Source organism: Bacteroidia bacterium (genome assembly GCA_027493955.1).
Taxonomy (GTDB): domain Bacteria; phylum Bacteroidota; class Ignavibacteria; order SZUA-365; family SZUA-365; genus JAOSJT01.
This window is the reverse complement of sequence record JAOSJT010000001.1, coordinates 1,189,191-1,208,526: the sequence shown is the minus strand read 5'-3', so window position 1 is coordinate 1,208,526 and position 19,336 is coordinate 1,189,191. Positions and strand designations below refer to the sequence as shown.

The window sequence follows — 19,336 nt, the reverse complement described above, 5'->3', positions numbered from 1 at the left end:
TTCGCACATGGGCGGATATTTCAAAGATATTTATGACGGAATCGCCACGGCGCTGATAGGCATGCGCATCACCTGGGGACATCTGTTCACGAAAAACGTGACCATTCAGTATCCTACGGTGAAGCGCGAAATGCCGGAGCGCGTGCGTAACAGACTCTACGTCAACATGGACGACTGCATCGGCTGTGATCAATGCGCCAAGGCCTGTCCGGTAAATTGCATCACTATCGAAACGGTGAAAGCCCTCGCCGAAGAGGATCTCGGTGAAACCTCCACCGGCAATCGCAAACGGCTCTGGGTCACGCAGTTCGACATCGACATCGCCAAATGCTGCTATTGCGGGCTCTGCGTACCACCTTGCCCGACGGAATGCATTGAAATGACCGACGTGTTCGAATTCTCCGAATACAACCGCGATGACCTTCTCTATCGCTTCTCGACCATGTCTCCTGAAGAAGTGGAGGAGAAGAAAGCGAACGCCGAGAAGCTTCGTCTCGAACAGGAAGCCAAGAAAAAGGCCGCAGCCGAAGCCAAAGCGAAAGCGGACGCCGAAGCCAAGGCCAAGGCGGATGCGGACGCGGCGGCGAATGCATCCCCCTCAGAAGGTCAGTAGTTCTCCATCGGCGAAAAAACGATACAACACACATGGAAATCGCAATACTTTTTTACGTCTTCGCAGCGCTCGCCGTGATCTCCGGTTTCGTCGTGGTGTTCTCGCGCAGCGTGATCTATGCGGCCTTTTCGCTGCTGTTCACCTTCCTCGGCGTCGCCGGCCTCTACGTGCTGCTCAATGCCGATTTCGTGGCCGTCGCACAAATCATGGTGTATATCGGCGGCATTCTCATCCTGATGGTGTTTGGTGTCATGCTGACGCGCAAGGCGACCGACGCCGAAGTGCAGGCACCGACCATGAAAACTATCCCGGCGCTCATCGTCGTCGGTCTCGTCATGGGAACGCTTGTCAACGTGTTTACCAGCGCTACATGGCCGACAAGCGGGATGATGCCGGATATTGAAGGTACGACCATGGAAATCGGCGAGCTTCTGCTCACTACTTTCATCATGCCGTTCGAACTCGCGGGCATACTGCTGCTCGCGGCCATCATGGGCGCGGCGTTCATCGCCCGCCGTCAGGAGTGATCATGGACCTGATGAACATCGGATTGACGCATTACCTCGTCGTCAGCGCGATTCTCTTCTCCCTCGGTGTGCTTGCGCTCACGATTCGCCGCAACGCGGTGCTCATGCTCATGGGTATAGAGCTCATTCTCAACGCGGCCAATATCAATTTCATCGCGTTCGCGTATTACGACGGACTGAAACTCCAGGGGCATGTGGTCGCCCTGTTTGTCATTGTGCTGGCCGCGGCCGAAGCGGCGGTCGCCCTCGCCATCGTGCTGCACATTTACAAAATGAACAACACCGTGGAAGCGGATCAGATCAACAAACTCAGGGAATGACGAAGTACCCGTCATATCGCCGTTACGCATTTCCGGCTCTGTGGCTGTTGCTGACCGTCGCATCGTTCACGGCATCCGCACAAAAGGTCACCTATTCGTGGTCGCCGGATGAAATGCTCGTCATTGGCGCCGGCGGAGGACTGACCAAGTACTTCGGCGAATTTACCGATCAGAATTTCGGAGGCGCCGCACACTTCCACGTGAAGTATTTTTTCATGCCGGAAGTGGCACTGCAGGTGGATGGCGGCTTTGGCAAGTATGTGTACAACCGGCGCCTGCGCGACGAGTTCAAGGATGCTTACACACGGCAGTTTTATAAGGATCCGCGTCTCCTCGGTCTCACCGAATTTCCCGGAGGCGACTTTTCAGTTTTTGCGGACGATCCCGCCATGCGCCATCAGGTGATGGAAACCGACAAGCTGCTTTTTGGAGAAGTCCGCGGCCTGGTGAACCTCTTTCCCCGCAGCCGGCTCAATGTGTACATCTCCACCGGCCTGGGCATGATGCGCTATGAGAATTCGAACATCGAGCGCACGCTGCCGGACGGTTCACCGCTGTTGAATGTGACTCTTGGCGACGAAACGTACAGCGTGGACACTCCCACCGGTGTGAAGCAGGGAATATCCACTCTTTCCGAAGGCGCGAATACGCTGCCGGTCATCCCCGTCGGTTTCGGTTTCGATCTCCTCCTCACCGATGCAATCGCCCTCAACCTCGATCTCAGCTATCGTTTCCTCCTCGGTTCGGGCAACGACATGATGGATGGTTTCGGGGTGGATGTGCAGGAAATGTTCAACACCGCCGGACGAGTGGACCGCACCCGCTCCACGGAAAACGCGGACAGTTGGGGAAGCATGACGTTCGGTGTGCAGGTATACCTCTTCGGACACAAGGACCGCGACGGCGATGGCCTCTCCGATACCTACGAGGCCGGTACCGGCACCGATCCGTTGAATCCCGACACCGATGGTGACGGACTCACGGACTGGGAAGAGGTGTACTCGTATCGCACCGATCCGCTCAAGACCGACACCGACGAAGACCGGCTGACGGACGCCGAAGAAATCGCGAAGAAAACAGACCCCCTCAATCCCGATACCGATAACGACGGGCTCAAGGACGGTGAGGAATTGGCGCACGGCACGGATCCCTTTGACGGTGATACCGATAAGGATGGTCTCAAAGACGGCGACGAGGTGCATACGCACAAAAGTTCGCCGTTGCGTATTGATACCGATTCTGACGGCCTCGACGATTATGCGGAAATCATGCGGCACAAAACCGATCCACGCCTCGCGGATTCGGATCGCGACGGTCTCGCTGACGCGAAAGAGCTCGAGCTCGGCACCGATCCCGCAAATCCCGACAGCGATGGAGATGGACTGGACGACGGGGCCGAGGTCAATCAGTACAAGACGAATCCCCTGCAGCCCGATTCCGACAACGACGGCGTAACGGACGGCGATGAAGTGCGTGCCGGAGCCAATCCCACCGTGCTCGACAGCGATGGCGATGGGATACATGACGGAAAAGACCTCTGTCCGGGCAAACCGGAAATTATCAACGGCTATCGCGACAGCGACGGTTGCCCCGACGTCGTGCCCCTTATCATTGAACCCCGTGTCGGTCTCAGCGCGCCGCTGCGCGGTGTGGAATTCTCCGAGGACGGCGTCAAGTTACTCGGGGATGTGGGGACGCAATTCGCACCGCTCCAGCAAATGCTCAGCGATAATCCCTCAACAGCGATAGAGATTACCGTAACACTGAGCGGTAAACCCGGTGACATGCAACAGCGTCTGGCGCAAATACGCGCAGAAGCGATTGTTCTCTACCTGACCGGCAAAGGTGTCGCTCCCGAGCGGCTGAAGGCAAGCGGCAAATCCGCGAGAAACCCTGGCGACATGGTCACAATTTCCATTATCCGCGAATGATCGCGGAGCAACGACTTTGAGTCTCAGAACACAGCGCATACTGTTATGACGGCACAAACACTGCTCACTCTCTCACTGGTCGTTCTGTTCATCCCGCTCGCATCCTTTGCGCTGCTGCTTGCGTTCGGCAAGCGTCTGCCGCGGAAAGGGGACACGATAGCAACCACGCTGATGTTTATCGGCCTGGCGCTCGCCTTCGTGGTGATGATCGGCACGTTCAATCTTCCTCCGGCAGCGGCCATACCGGGCTTTCCGGAAGCACCGGTGCAACTGTCCTTTACGTGGGTGGACTTCAACACGACGATGAACGTGTTCGGCGCCCATGTGCCGTTGCGCATCGAACTGGGCATCATGATCGACAAGATCGTCGCCGTGATGCTCGTCGTCGTCATGCTCATCACCGCGCTGGTGCATCTGTTCTCCATCGGCTACATGCAGGGCGATCCGAAGTATCACCGTTATTTCGCCTATCTCGGGGTGTTCGCCTTCTCCATGCTGGGCATCGTGATAACGAACAACCTCCTGATGATGTACGCGGCATGGGAATTGGTGGGACTGAGTTCCTATCTTCTCATCGGTTTCTGGTACGAAAAGCCCATGCCGGGATACGCCGGGACCAAGGCTTTCCTGGTGAATCGCGTGGGCGACATCGGGATGTGGATCGGTATACTCATCATTTTCGCCAGCTATGGCACTTTCCGTTTCGACGAGATTTTCGCCGCCATCGCCGCGGGCAATTTGCCTTTCGGCTCGGAAGTCTGGCTCACCGCGGCGGGTATACTCATCTTCATGGGTGCGGTAGGGAAGAGCGCGCAATTTCCTCTGCACACCTGGCTTCCCGACGCGATGGAGGGTCCGACGCCCGTGAGCGCGCTCATTCATGCCGCGACCATGGTCGCAGCAGGAGTGTATCTGGTTGCGCGCGTGTTTCCCATGCTGTCGGGCGAGGCGCTGCTGGTTATCGCCATCGTCGGTACGATCACAGCGTTCGTTGCGGCGACCATCGCCCTGGTGCAGAACGACATCAAGAAAGTCCTCGCCTATTCCACCGTCAGTCAGCTTGGCTATATGATCATGGCCCTGGGCGTCGGCGCGTACACGGCCGGCTTCTTCCATCTTGTGACCCATGCCATGTTCAAGGCCTGCCTGTTCCTCGGCTCCGGTTCGGTCATACACGCCATGCATCACAGCCTGCATCACCTGCACGATCACGACACCGATCCGCAGGACATCCGGAATATGGGCGGACTGGCGAAAAAGATGCCCGTCACCTTTTATACCTTCCTCGCGGCGACGCTCGCCATTTCGGGCGTACCCTTGTTCTCCGGCTTCCTGAGCAAGGATGAGATTTTGGCCGGCGCATGGGCGTTCGGCGGCCTACGGGGCGACATCGCAGCGATCATACCCTGGATCGGCTTCCTGGTCGCAGCCATGACGGCGTTTTACATGTTCCGGCTCGTGATCCTGACCTTCCTGGGCGATGCCAAGCGACCCGATGTGTTTGCGCATATACACGAGTCGCCGATGACGATGAAAATTCCCATCATCGTGCTCGCGTCGCTGTCGTTGTGGTTCTTCTACTCGTGGAATCCGTTGTCCGGACCCAGCGGCTGGTTCGTGCAGGGGATTAAAACCCCCGTTACGGTGACGGCAGGGGAGTGGCATCCGCTGGCGGACGCGCATGCCGGCGATAACGCGCATGCCACACCACCGGGCCACACCGATCACACGCATGCCGCCCCGGCAAGCGTGCCGCAGGGCAATCCCGCACAGGAGGTACTGGAGCATGCGGTACACGAATCGCATACACCGGCGATGATCACTTCCCTCATCGTGGCGGGTCTGGGCATTTTGTTCGCCTTCGCCATGTACCGCCGTCGCATGGTGGATCCCGATCGCATGGCGGATCGTTTCCGACCGTTGCACACCTTCCTGCTGAACAAATGGTATTTCGACGAGATCTATGAGAAATGGATCGTCGTACCCGGCGTTCACCTTACCGCACGCATGATGGCCTGGTTCGACACCTGGGTGGTGGACGGAGCGGTGAATGGCGCTGCGTACGTAACACAACTGCAGTCGCGCATCAGCGGACTGTTCGACAAATGGGTCGTCGACGGCGGCGTCAATCTCACCGCATACGTCGTCGGCTTTTTCGGCATCATGTTCAAAAAGACACAAACCGGACGTATTCAGACCTACATCGCCTTCGTGCTCGTCGGCGTGGTAGTGCTGTTCTACATGTTCCGCTAATAGACGAACGAATTTGATTCATTATACGAGCTCACTGTTGGAGGATTGATGCAATTCCCCATCCTTACACTGATCACCTTCCTGCCGGTACTCGGCATGATCATCATTCTCTTCCTCCCGAAGGAAAAGACCCGCAGCATTCAGATCACTGCCGCGATCATGACCGGGTTACAGGTAGTGTTGGCCATCCTTATCTGGATGAATTTCGACACCAGCAAGGTCGGTATTACCGAAATCGCCACCATGCAGTTCGTCGAACGTCTGCCATGGATAGTCATCCCGGAGACACCCTGGTTCGGCGAAATCCGAATCGAGTATTTCCTCGGCATTGACGGATTGTCCATGCCCATGGTCTTGCTGACGGCATTGATCAGCTTCATCGCCACCTTTTCCTCCTTCAGTATCACGAAGTCCGTCAAGGGTTATTTCGTGATGTTCCTGCTGCTGGATACGGGTATGATGGGCGTGTTTTGCGCCATCGACATGTTCCTGTTCTACGTGTTCTGGGAACTGATGCTGCTGCCGATGTACTTTCTTATCGGCATCTGGGGCGGACCCCGACGCGAGTACGCGGCCATCAAGTTCTTCATCTACACGCTCGCGGGTTCGGTGCTGCTGCTGCTGGTGATGATCGGCCTGTATTTCAGCACCGTGGATCCGACCACGGGCGTGCACACGTTCAATATGCTCGCGATGATGGATCCCGCGAATGTGACGCAGGGCGTGTTCGCCACTGTGGGAAGTACGGCGCGCATGCTTGCCTTCATCGGCTTGTTCATCGGTTTCGCGATCAAGGTGCCGATTTTCCCCTTCCATACCTGGCTCCCCGACGCACACGTCGAGGCACCGACGGCCATTTCCGTCATTCTGGCGGGTGTGCTTCTGAAAATGGGCACGTACGGTCTGCTGCGCATCAGTTTTCCGATTTTCCCGGAGATGACGCTGTACTTCCAGATACCGATGATGATTCTGGGCTTCGTCAATATCGTGTACGGTGCGCTCTGTGCCATGGCGCAGACGGATTTCAAGAAGCTGATCGCGTATTCCTCGGTTTCGCACATGGGCTATGTGCTTCTGGGCATGGCGGCGCTCAACGTGCAGGGCATGACCGGCGCCGTTTTCCAGATGTTCAATCACGGTACCATAACGGCAATGCTCTTCCTCTTGGTGGGCGTCATCTACGACCGCGCCCACACGAGAGGGCTCAACGAATTCGGCGGCCTTTACAACAAGATGCCCGTGTATTCCTTCTTCACGGTCATAGCGTTTTTCGCGGCCATTGGCCTGCCGTCCATGAGCGGTTTCGTCAGCGAAGCCTTTGTCTTCCTCGGTGCTTTCCAGACCAACAAACTGTGGACAATACTCTCCACGCTCGGTATCGTGCTGGGTGCGGGCTATATGCTCTGGACCTTCCAGCGCGTGTTCATGGGGACACTACCGGAGAAGTGGGAAAACGTGATGCCGGATGTCAACGGGCGTGAAGTATTCACCCTGCTTCCGCTCGCGATTATCATCATCGCGTTGGGCGTGTATCCGTCTCCGGCATTGAACTGGATGAGCACGTCACTCGGACACCTTGTGGACTTCGTCAACAACAGTGCCGGCCAGGTACTGATGAGCGCATTCTGATCGAATACCGAACGAGCTTACAGCGAGAGTACGACTCATGATCGAAATAATTTTCTCAAGCATCCCCTCTGTCTGGCCCGAGATCATTCTGGCGCTCACCTTTGTGCTCGCCATGGTGGTGGAGTTCATTCTCGGCCGGAAAGGCCGGATGTATTCCGGCGTGCCCACCGGAATGGTGGTGTTGCTCGGTTTCGTTCTGGCTTTGCTCGCACTGGCGTTTACCGGCAGCGAGCCGAGGGAGCTCTTCGGTGCCATGTACGCGATTGATCCGTTTTCGGTGTTTTTCAAGGTCCTGATAATCGCTACCGGCATCGTCATCATCGTCTTTTCCCTGCAATCGGGCGAACTGAAGCAGCAGGGGAGCATGGGCGAATTTTTCTGCTTTCTGGCCGCCACCACGGTCGGCATGGTACTCATGTCCGGTGCCACCAATCTCCTGATGATGTACATGGCGCTGGAAATGGTCAGCATTCCGTCCTACGTTTTGGCGGGCTTCAGCAAAAAACATCGTCGTTCCGGTGAAGCAGCGCTGAAATACGTGCTGTTTGGCGGAGCGTCGAGTGGGGTGATGCTCTATGGAATTTCGCTGCTGTTCGGACTCACCGGATCGCTCGAACTCAGTTCCATACAGGCAACGCTCTCTTCGGGCGCGGTGGCGCATAACGTGGGCGGGTACATTGTTCTCATCATCGCGCTCATCATGATTACCGCCGGTTTTGGGTACAAAATCAGCGCAGTGCCTTTCCATTTCTGGACGCCCGACGTGTACGAAGGGTCCCCCATAGCGGTCACTGCATTTCTTGCCGTCGCCTCCAAGGCAGCCGGCTTCGCGATGATGATTCGCTTCTTCTACGTGACGTTTTTCGATGCCTTGCTGGATCCCGGCCGCTGGGCGAGTCTCCCTTACGTTGAGTGGAACCTGATCGTTGCGGTGCTTTCCGTTCTCACCATGACGCTCGGAAACCTCGTGGCCATCTGGCAGGACAATCTCAAACGCATGCTCGCCTATTCGAGCATTGCGCACGCCGGCTACATTCTCATGGGGCTCGTTGTCATGAGCGATCTGGGCATCGCCTCGATGCTGATGTATTTCATGGTGTACTATTTCATGAATCTTGGTGCCTTCTACATCGTCATGGTCGTCGCGGACAAGATCGGCAGCGAGCATATAGACGATTACAACGGCCTGGCCAAACGCGCCCCGCTCATCGCGCTGGGTTTCTCCGTCTTCCTCGTCTCTCTGACAGGGCTGCCGCCCCTTGCCGGATTTATCGGCAAATGGATGCTGTTTTCGGCCGTCATGGACGGGCAGTTCTACTGGCTGGCCATTATCGGTGTTATCAACAGCGCCATTTCGCTCTACTACTACGCGCGCGTTATGCGCAATATGTACCTTCGCGACGCCAAACCGGGTAACGACGGCGATCTCCGCTTCGCACCCTCCGTAACGATCGTCGCACTTGTGTTCATTGTTCCCACCATCGTCTTTGGACTGTACTGGGGACCACTCGTTTCCATCGCACAGCGCTCGGTGGAGATTTTTCTTCGCTGACAGACTTGTCTTGTATCACGGAAGGCCGTATTTTTCATACTAGCAAGTATTAATACCGTCAAGAAATTCGGAACTTGTCATACTTGCGTGTCGTGTAACAGGTCTGTGGCTGATCGCTGTCTGAAACTGAACATAGAGTTTACACGAATTCCCGCACTACATCACTATCGAGGTGACCATGAAAACCGCAGCAACCTTCATCGCACTCGCCGTCATGTTCATGGCGGTGTCGGCGTTCACCAGCAATACCGGACCCACAAATGGTGGCGCGAAGACCTGCAAGGCCTGCCACAGCAACGCGAAAATGGGCGGCGAATCCTACAAGCATTGGGAAAAATCGCCGCACGCCAGCGCATTCAAGACCCTTCAAAGTGCCGAAGCGGACAAGATTGCCACAGAGAAGGGTTTCAAGACCAAAGCCGCTGAAACACCGGAGTGCCTGAGCTGCCACGTGACCGACAAGAAATTTGCCGCCGAGGGCGTGGGATGTGAATCCTGCCACGGCGCGGGCAGCGAGTACAAGAACAAGCATGCGAAGAGCGTCGAAGAAGGTGTCAAGTTGGGTCTCCAGCTCCCGAAAGTCGCCGACGGCAGCGCCGAAAAGCAGTGCAAGACCTGCCACAACGAAAAGAGCCCGACCTATCGTCCGCTGAAGTTCGCTGAGGCCTGGAAAAAGGTCGCCCATCCTTCCGGCAAGTAAATCCGAAACGCGGAATGCACAAACCGGGCGGCATTGCCCGCCCGGTTTTTCATTTCAGCATAGAAGCAACCGTTTCCCGCGTTACGACACCGCGCCGAAGGCACTGAATGCCGGAACGCGGTGTCCGATGTTTCCGAACTCAACAACAGGCAAGAGGGATAGCGCATGAAGCATGTGTACAGCCTTCTGGTGTTCATGATCGTTTTGGCCGGGTCGCTGCATGCGCAGACGATCAACGGCCGGCTCGTGACATCAGCCTACGGGTGGGAACGACAGGATGTCAACGGCACGTCAACGTCACAACTCCGTGCCTATGAAAACATCCAGCTCAACGTCGGTACCTCCGACGTTTCCTTCCACACGTATCTGCAAGGATCGACGGATTTCTCCAATGAAATGCACAACGATCCCGCACTCCGTCTCTTCAACGCCTACCTGCGCGTGAAGAATGTCTTTGACATGGTCGACCTTAAACTCGGCCGCCAGCCGGTGTTCGCCGGCGTCAACTACGGCACCATCGACGGTGCCGCTCTCAACATTCGGCCAACGGACGGTGTCGAAATCGTCGCATACGGCGGCGGGCTCGCACCGGTCGCGCAAAAGCCGGATTTCTTCCACAACATCGACGAGAACTGGCAAGTCGGTGGTCAATTGTTGCTGTATCTCATCGAGGATACCAAGATCGGACTCAGCTACATGAACCGCCACCGCGAGGCAGAACTGTTCTGGACCTGGCGCCCCGATGAGCAGATGAATCTTACCCCGACGCTCATGGACTACGGCTCCCGCGCCAATCAGTACGGCAGCGTCAACGTCGCGCATTCCAGCGGACGCATGTGGCTGTACGGTCGCTTCGATTACGATTTCAATTTCGAACGCACCTCACGCGCCGAAGTCGCCGCCACGTACCAGGCTCTGCCCACACTGGGCCTGAGTCTCAACTTCGCTCATCGCGAGCCCGTTCTGGCGTACAATTCTTATTTCGCGCTGCTCGAAGCGAGCGCGAACCAGGAAGTGGCCCTCGGCGTGGACTATCGCATCCATCCGCGACTGACTCTGCTCGGCCGTGTCAGCACCGTGATGTACGATGATGACAACGCCATGCGCGTCTCTCTCGGCGCGGCCAACAAGTACGCCTCCATCATGTACACCAAGGACGTCAGCTACGACGGTGATCTCGACGGTTTCAATCTGCAATTCACCTATCCGCTCATGCAGGGCATGCTCGTGCCGCATGTAGGTGCCGTGTACAGCAGCTATGCGCTCGGAGAGAACCTGGACAAGACTTCGACCTGGGTCGGTGTCGTGGGCGCAACCGTCCGTCCTTGGAAAATGCTCTCTTTCGACGTACAGGGACAGTACATGACCAACAAAATTTACGAATCAGACATGCGTGCCTTCGCCAGAGTCAGTTACTGGTTCTCCGAAGCGCTCGGGCTTTGGGATTAGGAGGAAGACCATGAAACGAACCTACATCTTCCTCGCCCTGCTGCTTACCGCTTCGGTAATCGGCGCGGTACTGACCACCTCTCCCTCCGGCGTCGTCGCCGGCGACAGGGGAGTGGTATTCTCCCATGCCATTCACAAAGACCTGGCTGAATGCAGTGCCTGCCACAATGCGGCCGAAAGCGAAGCCGCCGGCGACAATCTGATGCCGACTCCCGAGACGTGCATCGGCTGCCATGAGGATGCCGACGTGCGCGGGTACTGGTCGCTGGACGAGAGCGCGGATCTTGCGGCGCAGGTCCTCCAGGTAAAAGACCGCCGACTCATTTTCTCGCACAAGCAGCATGCCGAAATGGAACAAGCGTGCGGCGTCTGTCACGGCGGCATCGTCGCCGATGAGGAGTCCGCGTATCCGTCCATGGACATCTGCTCACGCTGCCACAACGATGCCGATGCAACCGCACCCATCCTGCGCGGCAGCGAAGACATCGCGAAAGTGATTCCGGCAAGCAACCGCTGCGAATCCTGTCACACGACGCTGGCCGGGCTGTATCCGCACAATCATATGACCGCGGATTTCATCGCCAATCACGGCAAAATGGCGATGAACGGTGAAGCTTCGCGCGACTGTGCAAGCTGTCACTCCCAAAGCTTCTGTCAGGAATGCCACACGCCGACGAACGACGTGCCGTCGGGCGTCGCGGCGGATCGCTTCTACAATCCCGCTTCGCCCAGAGGCGAGAAAATGGATCGTCCCGACGTGTTGAGCGTCCAGAAAGCACATCCGCTGACCTATCGCTACACGCACGGTTTCGATGCGCGCGCGAAGTCCAGCCGCTGCGAAACCTGTCATGAGCCCGAAAGCTTCTGCCAGCCCTGCCATCAGAACGGTCACGATGCCTCCGGCATGCGCATTGTTCCGCAATCGCATCAGCTCGCGGGCTTCGTTTCGCTCGGCGGTGGCAGCGCCATGAACCGACACGGCAAACTCGCGAAAATGGACATGGAAAGCTGCGCGACCTGCCACAACCTTGACGGCGGCGATCCCATTTGCGCCACCTGCCATAATACCGGAGTCGTGACTGGAGGTATGCGATGAAAAGACTCACTCCGATTCTCTCTGTGCTGTTCGTCTCGGTGCTGCTCTTCGCGGCATGCTCGAGTGAACTCAAGGATCCGGCCGATCTCCCGGGCGAGCCCGTGCTGTACGGGGCGCATGGCAACGGCTACGGTGTGTTTACCGCGGACAATTTCCACGGCAAGGACATTCGCAACCGTCTCGGCTGGGACATCTCCTCCTGCCGCACCTGCCATGGTCCCGATTACGCCGGTGGTCTTACCGGGCAGTCCTGTAACGCCAGCGGTTGCCATGTTACCGCCGACGGAGGTCCCGAGGCCTGCTATCTCTGTCATGGAGATTCACAGACCAAAAAGGCCTATCCGCAGTGGTACAACGCCCACAAGCTGCATCTTGAAGGCGGCACGCTGTCCGCGGTGACTGTCGCTTGTTCGGATTGCCACGACCTCCCGGCCAATTTCAGCGATCCCGTCCACATCGACAAGACCACGCCGGGTAAGGCTGAGGTGATGTTCAACAACGCCTTTGCCGCTATTCAAACCAAAGGCACGACAGGGACCCCGACGTATGATGCCGCCGCAGGAACCTGCTCCAATACCTATTGCCACGGAAATTTCACCAACGGCAACAACGCCACTGTTGCATGGAAGGGCGCGGATCAGGCGAAGTGCGGAAGCTGCCACGGCGATCCCGCAACCGGAAGTCCGTTGCCGAAACCGCCGCACTCCCCGGTAACGAACTGTACCGGCTGTCACGCGAATGCCTATGACAACGGTGTGTTGATACAGGCGAAGCACATCAACGGCAAGCTCGAGGTCTTCGGCCAGGAGCGCACCGACTGGTAAGCTTCGGCCAGCATCTGTTTCATTTTCCCCCGTCTTCCGATGGGGGATTTTTTTAGGAGTCGGGAGAAGAAAAAGATGGGAATGAACGCAAAGGCGCAAAGTTGCAGAGGCGCAAAGAGAAGGGGCGTCTTTGCGATTATTTCTTCTCTGTCATCCTGTCTTGGCCAGGCAAAATAGTTTCGTCTGATCTGGGTGCCGCATCGGTGAAGTCGGGAAGGTTACTCGTACGCGGATGCCCGGTCAGACGCGGGGAAGCATCATCGAGTGGTGTCGCATCTCCACACGCGAATCGGCGGGAATAACGATACGGCTGCTGAGGGAAAAAGAGAGTTCGGATATTCGTAACTTTCAAACATCTCATGTGTCATTCAAAGTGCCGCTCGCTCTGCCCCGAGCCGGTGCATCTCGACTGCGCATTGAAAGGACGCTGCACTGCGATATCAGGAGGAATATCTCGCATGAACATTCCGATCCGTCTCATCCTGCTGTTCGCCGCGACAACGGCGGTAGCCCAGCCCACCGCCACCGATCTTTCCTATTTACCTCTGCACAACGGCAATATCTGGCTGTACAAGGTCTACGACTGGACGCCGCAAGGAGAGCGCTTTTCAGGCTGGAATGAGGTGCGCATCGTCAAGGATTCGCTTTTCCCGAACGGGAAACGCTACTTCGTGTTCAGCAACAATACCACACTGCGCGTGGACAGCACGACAGGCGTCGTGTACGGGTATCGCGGCCCGCACAACGCTTCCGCGTATTGCCCGGATACGACGGAATATGAGGAATTGAACCTCTCCATCCGTAACGACAGTCTGTATTTTCGATGCGGGGACACATTTCCAATGGCACCCTGGAGAATTGACTCGCTGCCATCCGACGTCATAGGGGAGCTGTATGTCAACTTCAAGCGGCCCCGAAGAGTATGGGGGGGAGGGGCGTTTCATTTCCACTACCGCTATGCCGAGGGACTGGGGCGGTATTACATGAACAATCTTGGGCGCATCTCCTATCTCTATCATGCCCGCATAAACGGCGTTGACTACTGGCCTGTCACCTTTCGTTCTTTCACTGCAACGCCGCTGCCGGATAATCAGGTCCACCTGCGTTGGCGCACGGAGGCCGAGGTGCAAAACGCCGGCTTCACCGTGCAACGGCAGATTGCTGGAGAGAGCGAAAGCTGGGACGACCTGCATTTCATCCGCGCCCGCGCAGCTGAGCATGCGGGCGCGGACTACGAGTACACGGACGTCACCGCCGCATCACTGCCCGCCGGGGAGCGGTTGAAGTACCGACTCCGACAGCTCGACTTCGACGGCAGTACCGCGTACTCGGATATCGCCGGGGTCGAGCTCGCGTCCGTCCCCAACAGCGCGGCGCTCAGCGTCTGGCCCAATCCCGCAGCCGATCACGTGAGCATACACGTCACCAATACGGACGCCCCTCCCGCGCTGCTGCTCGTCACCGATCTCCTTGGCCGCGAGCTGAAGCGCTTTGATGGTATTGAATCAGGCACAGTGCTGAACTGGGATCTGACGTCACAAACCGGCCGCCGCGTGGCGGCGGGCGTGTATCTGCTTCGTCTCATGGGAAACGGACGCACAACAGACAGGATGCTGCTGCTGCGATAACGACTCGGGACAGAGAGCGAAGGGCGTAGGGCGGAGAGCGTAGCGAACGCATCCCGGGAGATCCATACGTGCGCTAAGCTGCGCAAAAGCAAACGTGTACCGCTGCAGATAATTTGTCAACTCGTATATCGTAAATCGTACTTCGTCAATCGCAAATCCATTGTTCTTCGCCGCACAGAGCACTATCTTACCTTGATATTCTGTGCAACCGGATGTATGCATGCCCCTTCGTCGCGCCCACCAGACCCTGCTTTTCCTGATACTCCTCACTGCGGTTACTTGCCCCGGCATCGCGCAATCGCCGAAGGATTCGCTTGGCCTCACTTCCAGAATCGAGCTCCCGGAAAGCGGCGGTGACTCGCTCGGCACCGGCGAGACTGGCGAGGTGATCTCCGGTGAGGAGACGCCAAAACCTCTCCCGTTCGAGGGCTATGACCCGAATCACACCGATGTGCGCTGGGGCAGGGCGGCCATTGTGGGCGGTACGCTCGGCGCCCTGGTCACGGGAATTCATATTTATCAGCGGAATGCCTGGTGGAGCGATCAGCGCACCAGTTTCCATTTTCAGGATGATCCGATTTATGCGTTGAACGTCGACAAAGCCGGACATTTTTTGGGCGGGGCCTTCGGCTCTTTCCTGGGACAGAAATCACTGGAATGGTCGGGATTCTCACGGGATGCATCCGTTTGGGGCGGTTTCGCCATGGGGGCGCTTTTCGAACTGTATGTGGAATTCGAAGACGGCTTCGCCAAAGATTGGGGATTCAGCCCCGGAGACGCCTACGCCGACGTTGTCGGGGCATTCTGGCCCGTCATGCAGGAGTATGTTCCGGGTGTCGAACACCTGCAGCCAAAGTTTTCCTATTGGCCATCCAGTGCAATGCGCAACGGTACGCATAAAGGCAATGCCATAGACGACTACGAGGGACAGACCTACTGGATGAGTCTGCATGTGGAGGGGTTGCTGCCGCGAAGCTGGAAGCCGTACTGGCCGGATTGGTTGGCCCTTGCCGTCGGTGTGAGTGTCCGCAACATGGAAGTGCATGAGATCAAAGAGCGGAACGTGATTCTCGCACTCGACTATGACATGACCAAAGTCATACCCGGCGACAATTGGTTTATGCATACCCTGAAGCAGGCGCTGAACTACATTCGCTTCCCGGCCCCGGCCATACGCATTTCGCCGAATTATGTGGCCTATGGACTGTACTTCTAACGCCGTCAAACGTTAAACGTTAAACGTTAAAAGTTAAAAGTTACACGAATGTCTGTAAAGTGTATAATGACAACAGCTTGTATCTTTGGACTCATCCTCTACATCTATTCACCCTAGTCAATCCTTCCATCCTATCGTTTAACGTTTAACCTTTAACGTTTAACCTTTAACGTTTAACCTTTAACGTTTAACCTTTAACGTTTAACCAATCTTGATCAGCCTCATCATCCCCACGCTTCAGGAAGAAAAGCTTCTCCCGTCGTTTCTCGGGCAATTCGATCGCGAGTTGCTGGAGCGGCACAACGTGGAGGTGGTGATCAGCGATGGCGGTAGTACGGACGATACCGTGCGTATCGCCCGGGAATGGGGTGCGGTGGTGATTCAGCATGCAGAACCGCGGAGGCAGACAATCGCGGAAGGACGAAACGTCGGTGCATCCGCCGCGAAAGGGGATGTGCTGGTATTTCTCAACGCCGACGTACGCGTCAGCGACATGGCGCTGTTCTTCCGGAGAGTGCGCCAGGCTCTGAACACCGATGGGATATCCGGGGCAACTGCGGAAGTGCAGGTGTTTCCCGAAGAAGAGAGGTTCTCCGACCGTGTGTTTCACCTCTGGCATAATGCCTATGTGCGCTTTCTCAATGCCATCGGTGAAGGAATGGGCCGTGGCGAGTGCCAGGCGTTGACGCGCGAGATGTTCGAGCGCGTCGGCGGATACAATCCGGCCATGGTTGCGGGGGAGGACTACGATTTGTTCCGCAGGGTTCGAAAACACGGACGCATCGTCATGCTGCCCGAAGTGGTGATCTATGAGTCACCCCGGCGCTTCCGCAAATACGGCTACACACATATCGTCTGGGGCTGGACACGTAACGCGTTGGCTGTGATCTTCAGAAATTCATCGTCTTCCGAAGAATGGGAAGCTGTGAGATAGGGAGAGAATATCGTATATTTGTGGAGCAATAGTACCGGTGTACCATTTTATAAGATGCTAACAATGTTACGATCTTTCCGATGCACAGATTGTGCCCTGATAGTAGCCATATTAATCCCGATATTGTTCGTTTCCTGCAGTGACGATGACGATCCGGGTACCGCTATAGGCGTAGAGATGCTGGCCATTCCCGGCGGCAGCTTCACCATGGGCGATGCGGCGAACAAGTATGAGCAGAATGAGCGACCTGCCCGCACTGTCGCCGTCAAGGCGTTCATGATGAGCAAGACGGAAATCACGCAGCAGCAGTACCGCGATATCATGGGCAATAATCCCAGCAAAGCTGTGGGAGACAGGCTTCCCGTCGAGAGTCTCAGTTGGTACGAGGCTCTCGAGTTCTGCAACAAGCTCAGCGAAAAGGAAGGACGCACACCCTGCTACAGCGGTATTCCCAACAGCGTCACCTGTGACTTCAACGCGAATGGCTACCGTCTTCCCACGGAGGCGGAATGGGAGTACGCCTGTCGTGCCGGTACTACCACAGATTATCACTGCGGTAATTCCACAGCGGATCTCAATCGCTGTTCCTGGAATTCCGGGAACAGCAGCGGTAAGCCGAATGAGGTCGCCAAGCTCGAAGCCAACGCATGGGGATTGCACGACATGCACGGCAACGTCTTCGAGTGGTGTTGGGATTGGTACAAGGTCGATTACTACGGAGAAGGAATCAACGACAATCCGACGGGCCCCGCCTCCGGACAGGAAAAAGTGTGCCGCGGAGGATCATGGTTCGTGTATTACTACGGGCATCGCGTGTCCTTCCGGTCGATGTTGCGGCCGGCATTCCGCAGTATAGACATCGGTTTTCGGATCGTACGAAAACAGGGCTGAGCCCGGAACGATTTCGCCTGACCACGCATTTACCTTTGATGTGCCCTGTCCGTATGGGGCAAAATTCGGCATTGCATTAAAGCGCAGGTTTCGCTAGAATTCAATGTTTGGTATTTTCCGCAATCGCACCCTCACCCTTGATATAGAGGAATTCCATGTTGCGCAAAAAGTTCTCCGCCGTCAGTGTGTTTCTGCTCCTCGTCTTCGGCATTTTCATGGGCACGCAAATCCGCGCCATATCCGAGGACAACATCTACGAGCAGTTCAATAAGTTCAAAGACGTCCTTAATTACGCTCAAAAATACTATGTTGACGAGGTGAAGGTCTCCGATCTCGTAACACACGCCATCGAGGGCATGCTCAAGTCGCTCGACCCGCACAGTGTGTACATCAGTCCCAAGCAGCTCGAGAAAGTGCAGGAAGACTTCAAGGGCAGCTTCGAAGGGGTGGGCATCGAGTTTCGCATCGTCAACGACACCATTACGGTGGCGAATGTTATCTTTGGCGGACCCAGCGAAAAGGTCGGTCTGCTCGCCGGAGACAAGATCGTGGAGATCGGCGACGAGAGCAGCGTAAAGCTCAAGAACGAAGACGTGCAGAAGAAGCTCCGCGGCGAGAAGGGAACGCAGGTCAAAGTGCGCGTTATCCGCTCCGGCGTGAGCGATCCCATCGCTTTTACCATCGTGCGTGACAAGATTCCGCTCTACAGCGTGAACACCTATTTCCTCACCGAGGACGGCACGGGCTACATGAGCATCAACCGCTATGCCGCCAATACCTACGACGAGTTCATCGCAGGACTGCGCGAGATGAAGAGCAAGGGCATGAAGAACATGATCCTCGATCTGCGCGGCAATCCCGGCGGCTATCTCGAGCAGTCCTTCCGCATGGCGAATGAATTCCTGAAAAAGGGCCAGAAAATCGTTTACACAAAGGGGCGCCGCGCAGACTTCGACGAAAACTTCGTGGCGACGGGCGGCGGCGAGTTCCAGGATCTGCCTCTCATCATCATGCTCAGCAACGGCAGCGCTTCGGCCAGTGAAATCGTGGCGGGCGCCGTGCAGGATCATGATCGCGGCCTCATCGTGGGCGAAACATCCTTCGGCAAAGGCCTCGTTCAGCGCCAGTTCGACCTGCAGGACGGCAGCGCCTTCCGTCTGACCACCGCGCGCTACTACACGCCCAGCGGACGCATCATCCAACGTCCCTACAAGGAAGGCGACGAGGAGTATTTCCGTGGCGCCTACGAGCGCGACGAGGAAGACAGCGACAACGTCGAACACATCGAAGAAGCGGATTCCACACGCCCGCAACACAAAACGGCAGGTGGCAGAACCGTGTACGGCGGCGGTGGCATCACACCGGATTACATCGTCAAGTACGAGAACCTCAAAACGTATGCCGCGAAAATGCGCGTGCACGTGTTCGACTTCATGACGATTTACCTCGATAAAAACGGCGCTTCCCTGCGGAAAAAATTCGACGGCTCTACCGCTGCGCAATTCGTACGCGACTTCGACATCCCGGAAAGCATGATGAAGGACTTTATTGATTTCGGTTCGTCGAAGGGCGTGGTCTTCGATCAGAAGGAGTATGACGTGGACAAGGATTGGCTCAAGGCCCAGCTCAAGGCGCAGGTGGCCCGCACGCTGTACGGCAACGAAGGGCAGTTCCGCGTCATCCTCGACGTCGATCCGCAGTTCCGCAAAGCGATGACCTTGTTCCCGGAAGCAAAAAAAATCGCCGGACTGCGCTGAGATTCTGACGTGTCAA

16 protein-coding genes are annotated in these 19,336 nt (G+C 56.6%); all 16 read left to right on the top strand.

What is annotated here, in order from left to right:
• Positions 1–7: 7 nt before the first annotated feature.
• Positions 8–613: an NADH-quinone oxidoreductase subunit I gene (locus M5R41_04840; GenBank protein MCZ7555714.1), complete on the top strand. Its 606-nt coding sequence runs from the start codon at positions 8–10 to the stop codon at positions 611–613.
• A gap of 32 nt (positions 614–645) precedes the next feature.
• Complete coding sequence (locus M5R41_04835) at positions 646–1,140, top strand: NADH-quinone oxidoreductase subunit J (protein ID MCZ7555713.1); 495 nt, start codon at positions 646–648, stop codon at positions 1,138–1,140.
• Positions 1,141–1,157: 17 nt separating this feature from the next.
• A complete protein-coding gene (gene nuoK, locus M5R41_04830) occupies positions 1,158–1,460 on the top strand; it encodes an NADH-quinone oxidoreductase subunit NuoK (GenBank protein ID MCZ7555712.1) in 303 nt (100 codons plus the stop codon).
• On the top strand, positions 1,457–3,391 hold the full coding sequence (locus M5R41_04825; GenBank protein ID MCZ7555711.1) for a hypothetical protein: 1,935 nt from the start codon (positions 1,457–1,459) through the stop codon (positions 3,389–3,391). The genes nuoK and M5R41_04825 overlap by 4 nt, the downstream gene beginning before the upstream one ends.
• A 45-nt stretch (positions 3,392–3,436) precedes the next feature.
• Positions 3,437–5,644 (top strand): NADH-quinone oxidoreductase subunit L, encoded by a 2,208-nt coding sequence (gene nuoL / locus M5R41_04820; GenBank protein MCZ7555710.1) that lies wholly within the window; start codon positions 3,437–3,439, stop codon positions 5,642–5,644.
• Positions 5,645–5,692: 48 nt separating this feature from the next.
• Positions 5,693–7,273 (top strand): NADH-quinone oxidoreductase subunit M, encoded by a 1,581-nt coding sequence (locus tag M5R41_04815; GenBank protein MCZ7555709.1) that lies wholly within the window; start codon positions 5,693–5,695, stop codon positions 7,271–7,273.
• A gap of 37 nt (positions 7,274–7,310) precedes the next feature.
• On the top strand, positions 7,311–8,825 hold the full coding sequence (locus tag M5R41_04810; protein ID MCZ7555708.1) for an NADH-quinone oxidoreductase subunit N: 1,515 nt from the start codon (positions 7,311–7,313) through the stop codon (positions 8,823–8,825).
• 178 nt (positions 8,826–9,003) lie between these two features.
• The gene (locus M5R41_04805) at positions 9,004–9,525 is read left to right on the top strand and encodes a cytochrome c family protein (GenBank protein MCZ7555707.1); all 522 of its coding nucleotides are present in this window, start codon (positions 9,004–9,006) and stop codon (positions 9,523–9,525) included.
• 165 nt (positions 9,526–9,690) lie between these two features.
• Positions 9,691–10,974, top strand: a complete 1,284-nt coding sequence (locus tag M5R41_04800; GenBank protein ID MCZ7555706.1) for a hypothetical protein — start codon at positions 9,691–9,693, stop codon at positions 10,972–10,974.
• 10 nt (positions 10,975–10,984) lie between these two features.
• The gene (locus M5R41_04795; GenBank protein ID MCZ7555705.1) at positions 10,985–12,070 is read left to right on the top strand and encodes a hypothetical protein; all 1,086 of its coding nucleotides are present in this window, start codon (positions 10,985–10,987) and stop codon (positions 12,068–12,070) included.
• A complete protein-coding gene (locus M5R41_04790; protein MCZ7555704.1) occupies positions 12,067–12,894 on the top strand; it encodes a CxxxxCH/CxxCH domain-containing protein in 828 nt (275 codons plus the stop codon). The genes M5R41_04795 and M5R41_04790 overlap by 4 nt, the downstream gene beginning before the upstream one ends.
• 458 nt (positions 12,895–13,352) lie before the next feature.
• Positions 13,353–14,522 carry a T9SS type A sorting domain-containing protein gene (locus M5R41_04785; GenBank protein MCZ7555703.1) on the top strand — a complete coding sequence of 390 codons (1,170 nt, stop codon included), beginning with the start codon at positions 13,353–13,355 and terminating at the stop codon, positions 14,520–14,522.
• A 220-nt stretch (positions 14,523–14,742) separates the two neighbouring features.
• Entirely contained in the window at positions 14,743–15,738 is a 996-nt protein-coding gene (locus M5R41_04780; GenBank protein ID MCZ7555702.1) for a hypothetical protein, read from the top strand.
• A gap of 211 nt (positions 15,739–15,949) precedes the next feature.
• Positions 15,950–16,672, top strand: a complete 723-nt coding sequence (locus M5R41_04775; protein ID MCZ7555701.1) for a glycosyltransferase — start codon at positions 15,950–15,952, stop codon at positions 16,670–16,672.
• Between the two features lie 63 nt (positions 16,673–16,735).
• Complete coding sequence (locus M5R41_04770) at positions 16,736–17,563, top strand: formylglycine-generating enzyme family protein (GenBank protein MCZ7555700.1); 828 nt, start codon at positions 16,736–16,738, stop codon at positions 17,561–17,563.
• 155 nt (positions 17,564–17,718) lie between these two features.
• Complete coding sequence (locus M5R41_04765) at positions 17,719–19,320, top strand: S41 family peptidase (GenBank protein ID MCZ7555699.1); 1,602 nt, start codon at positions 17,719–17,721, stop codon at positions 19,318–19,320.
• Positions 19,321–19,336 lie beyond the last annotated feature (16 nt).

Bases quoted from the DNA above. Each gene is read 5' to 3' on its own strand.
- M5R41_04840 (MCZ7555714.1), top strand. From the start codon at position 8: ATGGGCGGATATTTCAAAGATATTTATGACGGAATCGCCACGGCGCTG.
- M5R41_04835 (MCZ7555713.1), top strand. From the start codon at position 646: ATGGAAATCGCAATACTTTTTTACGTCTTCGCAGCGCTCGCCGTGATC.
- M5R41_04825 (MCZ7555711.1), top strand. From the start codon at position 1,457: ATGACGAAGTACCCGTCATATCGCCGTTACGCATTTCCGGCTCTGTGG.
- nuoL (MCZ7555710.1), top strand. From the start codon at position 3,437: ATGACGGCACAAACACTGCTCACTCTCTCACTGGTCGTTCTGTTCATC.
- M5R41_04815 (MCZ7555709.1), top strand. From the start codon at position 5,693: ATGCAATTCCCCATCCTTACACTGATCACCTTCCTGCCGGTACTCGGC.
- M5R41_04810 (MCZ7555708.1), top strand. From the start codon at position 7,311: ATGATCGAAATAATTTTCTCAAGCATCCCCTCTGTCTGGCCCGAGATC.
- M5R41_04805 (MCZ7555707.1), top strand. From the start codon at position 9,004: ATGAAAACCGCAGCAACCTTCATCGCACTCGCCGTCATGTTCATGGCG.
- M5R41_04800 (MCZ7555706.1), top strand. From the start codon at position 9,691: ATGAAGCATGTGTACAGCCTTCTGGTGTTCATGATCGTTTTGGCCGGG.
- M5R41_04795 (MCZ7555705.1), top strand. From the start codon at position 10,985: ATGAAACGAACCTACATCTTCCTCGCCCTGCTGCTTACCGCTTCGGTA.
- M5R41_04790 (MCZ7555704.1), top strand. From the start codon at position 12,067: ATGAAAAGACTCACTCCGATTCTCTCTGTGCTGTTCGTCTCGGTGCTG.
- M5R41_04785 (MCZ7555703.1), top strand. From the start codon at position 13,353: ATGAACATTCCGATCCGTCTCATCCTGCTGTTCGCCGCGACAACGGCG.
- M5R41_04780 (MCZ7555702.1), top strand. From the start codon at position 14,743: ATGCCCCTTCGTCGCGCCCACCAGACCCTGCTTTTCCTGATACTCCTC.
- M5R41_04770 (MCZ7555700.1), top strand. From the start codon at position 16,736: ATGTTACGATCTTTCCGATGCACAGATTGTGCCCTGATAGTAGCCATA.
- M5R41_04765 (MCZ7555699.1), top strand. From the start codon at position 17,719: ATGTTGCGCAAAAAGTTCTCCGCCGTCAGTGTGTTTCTGCTCCTCGTC.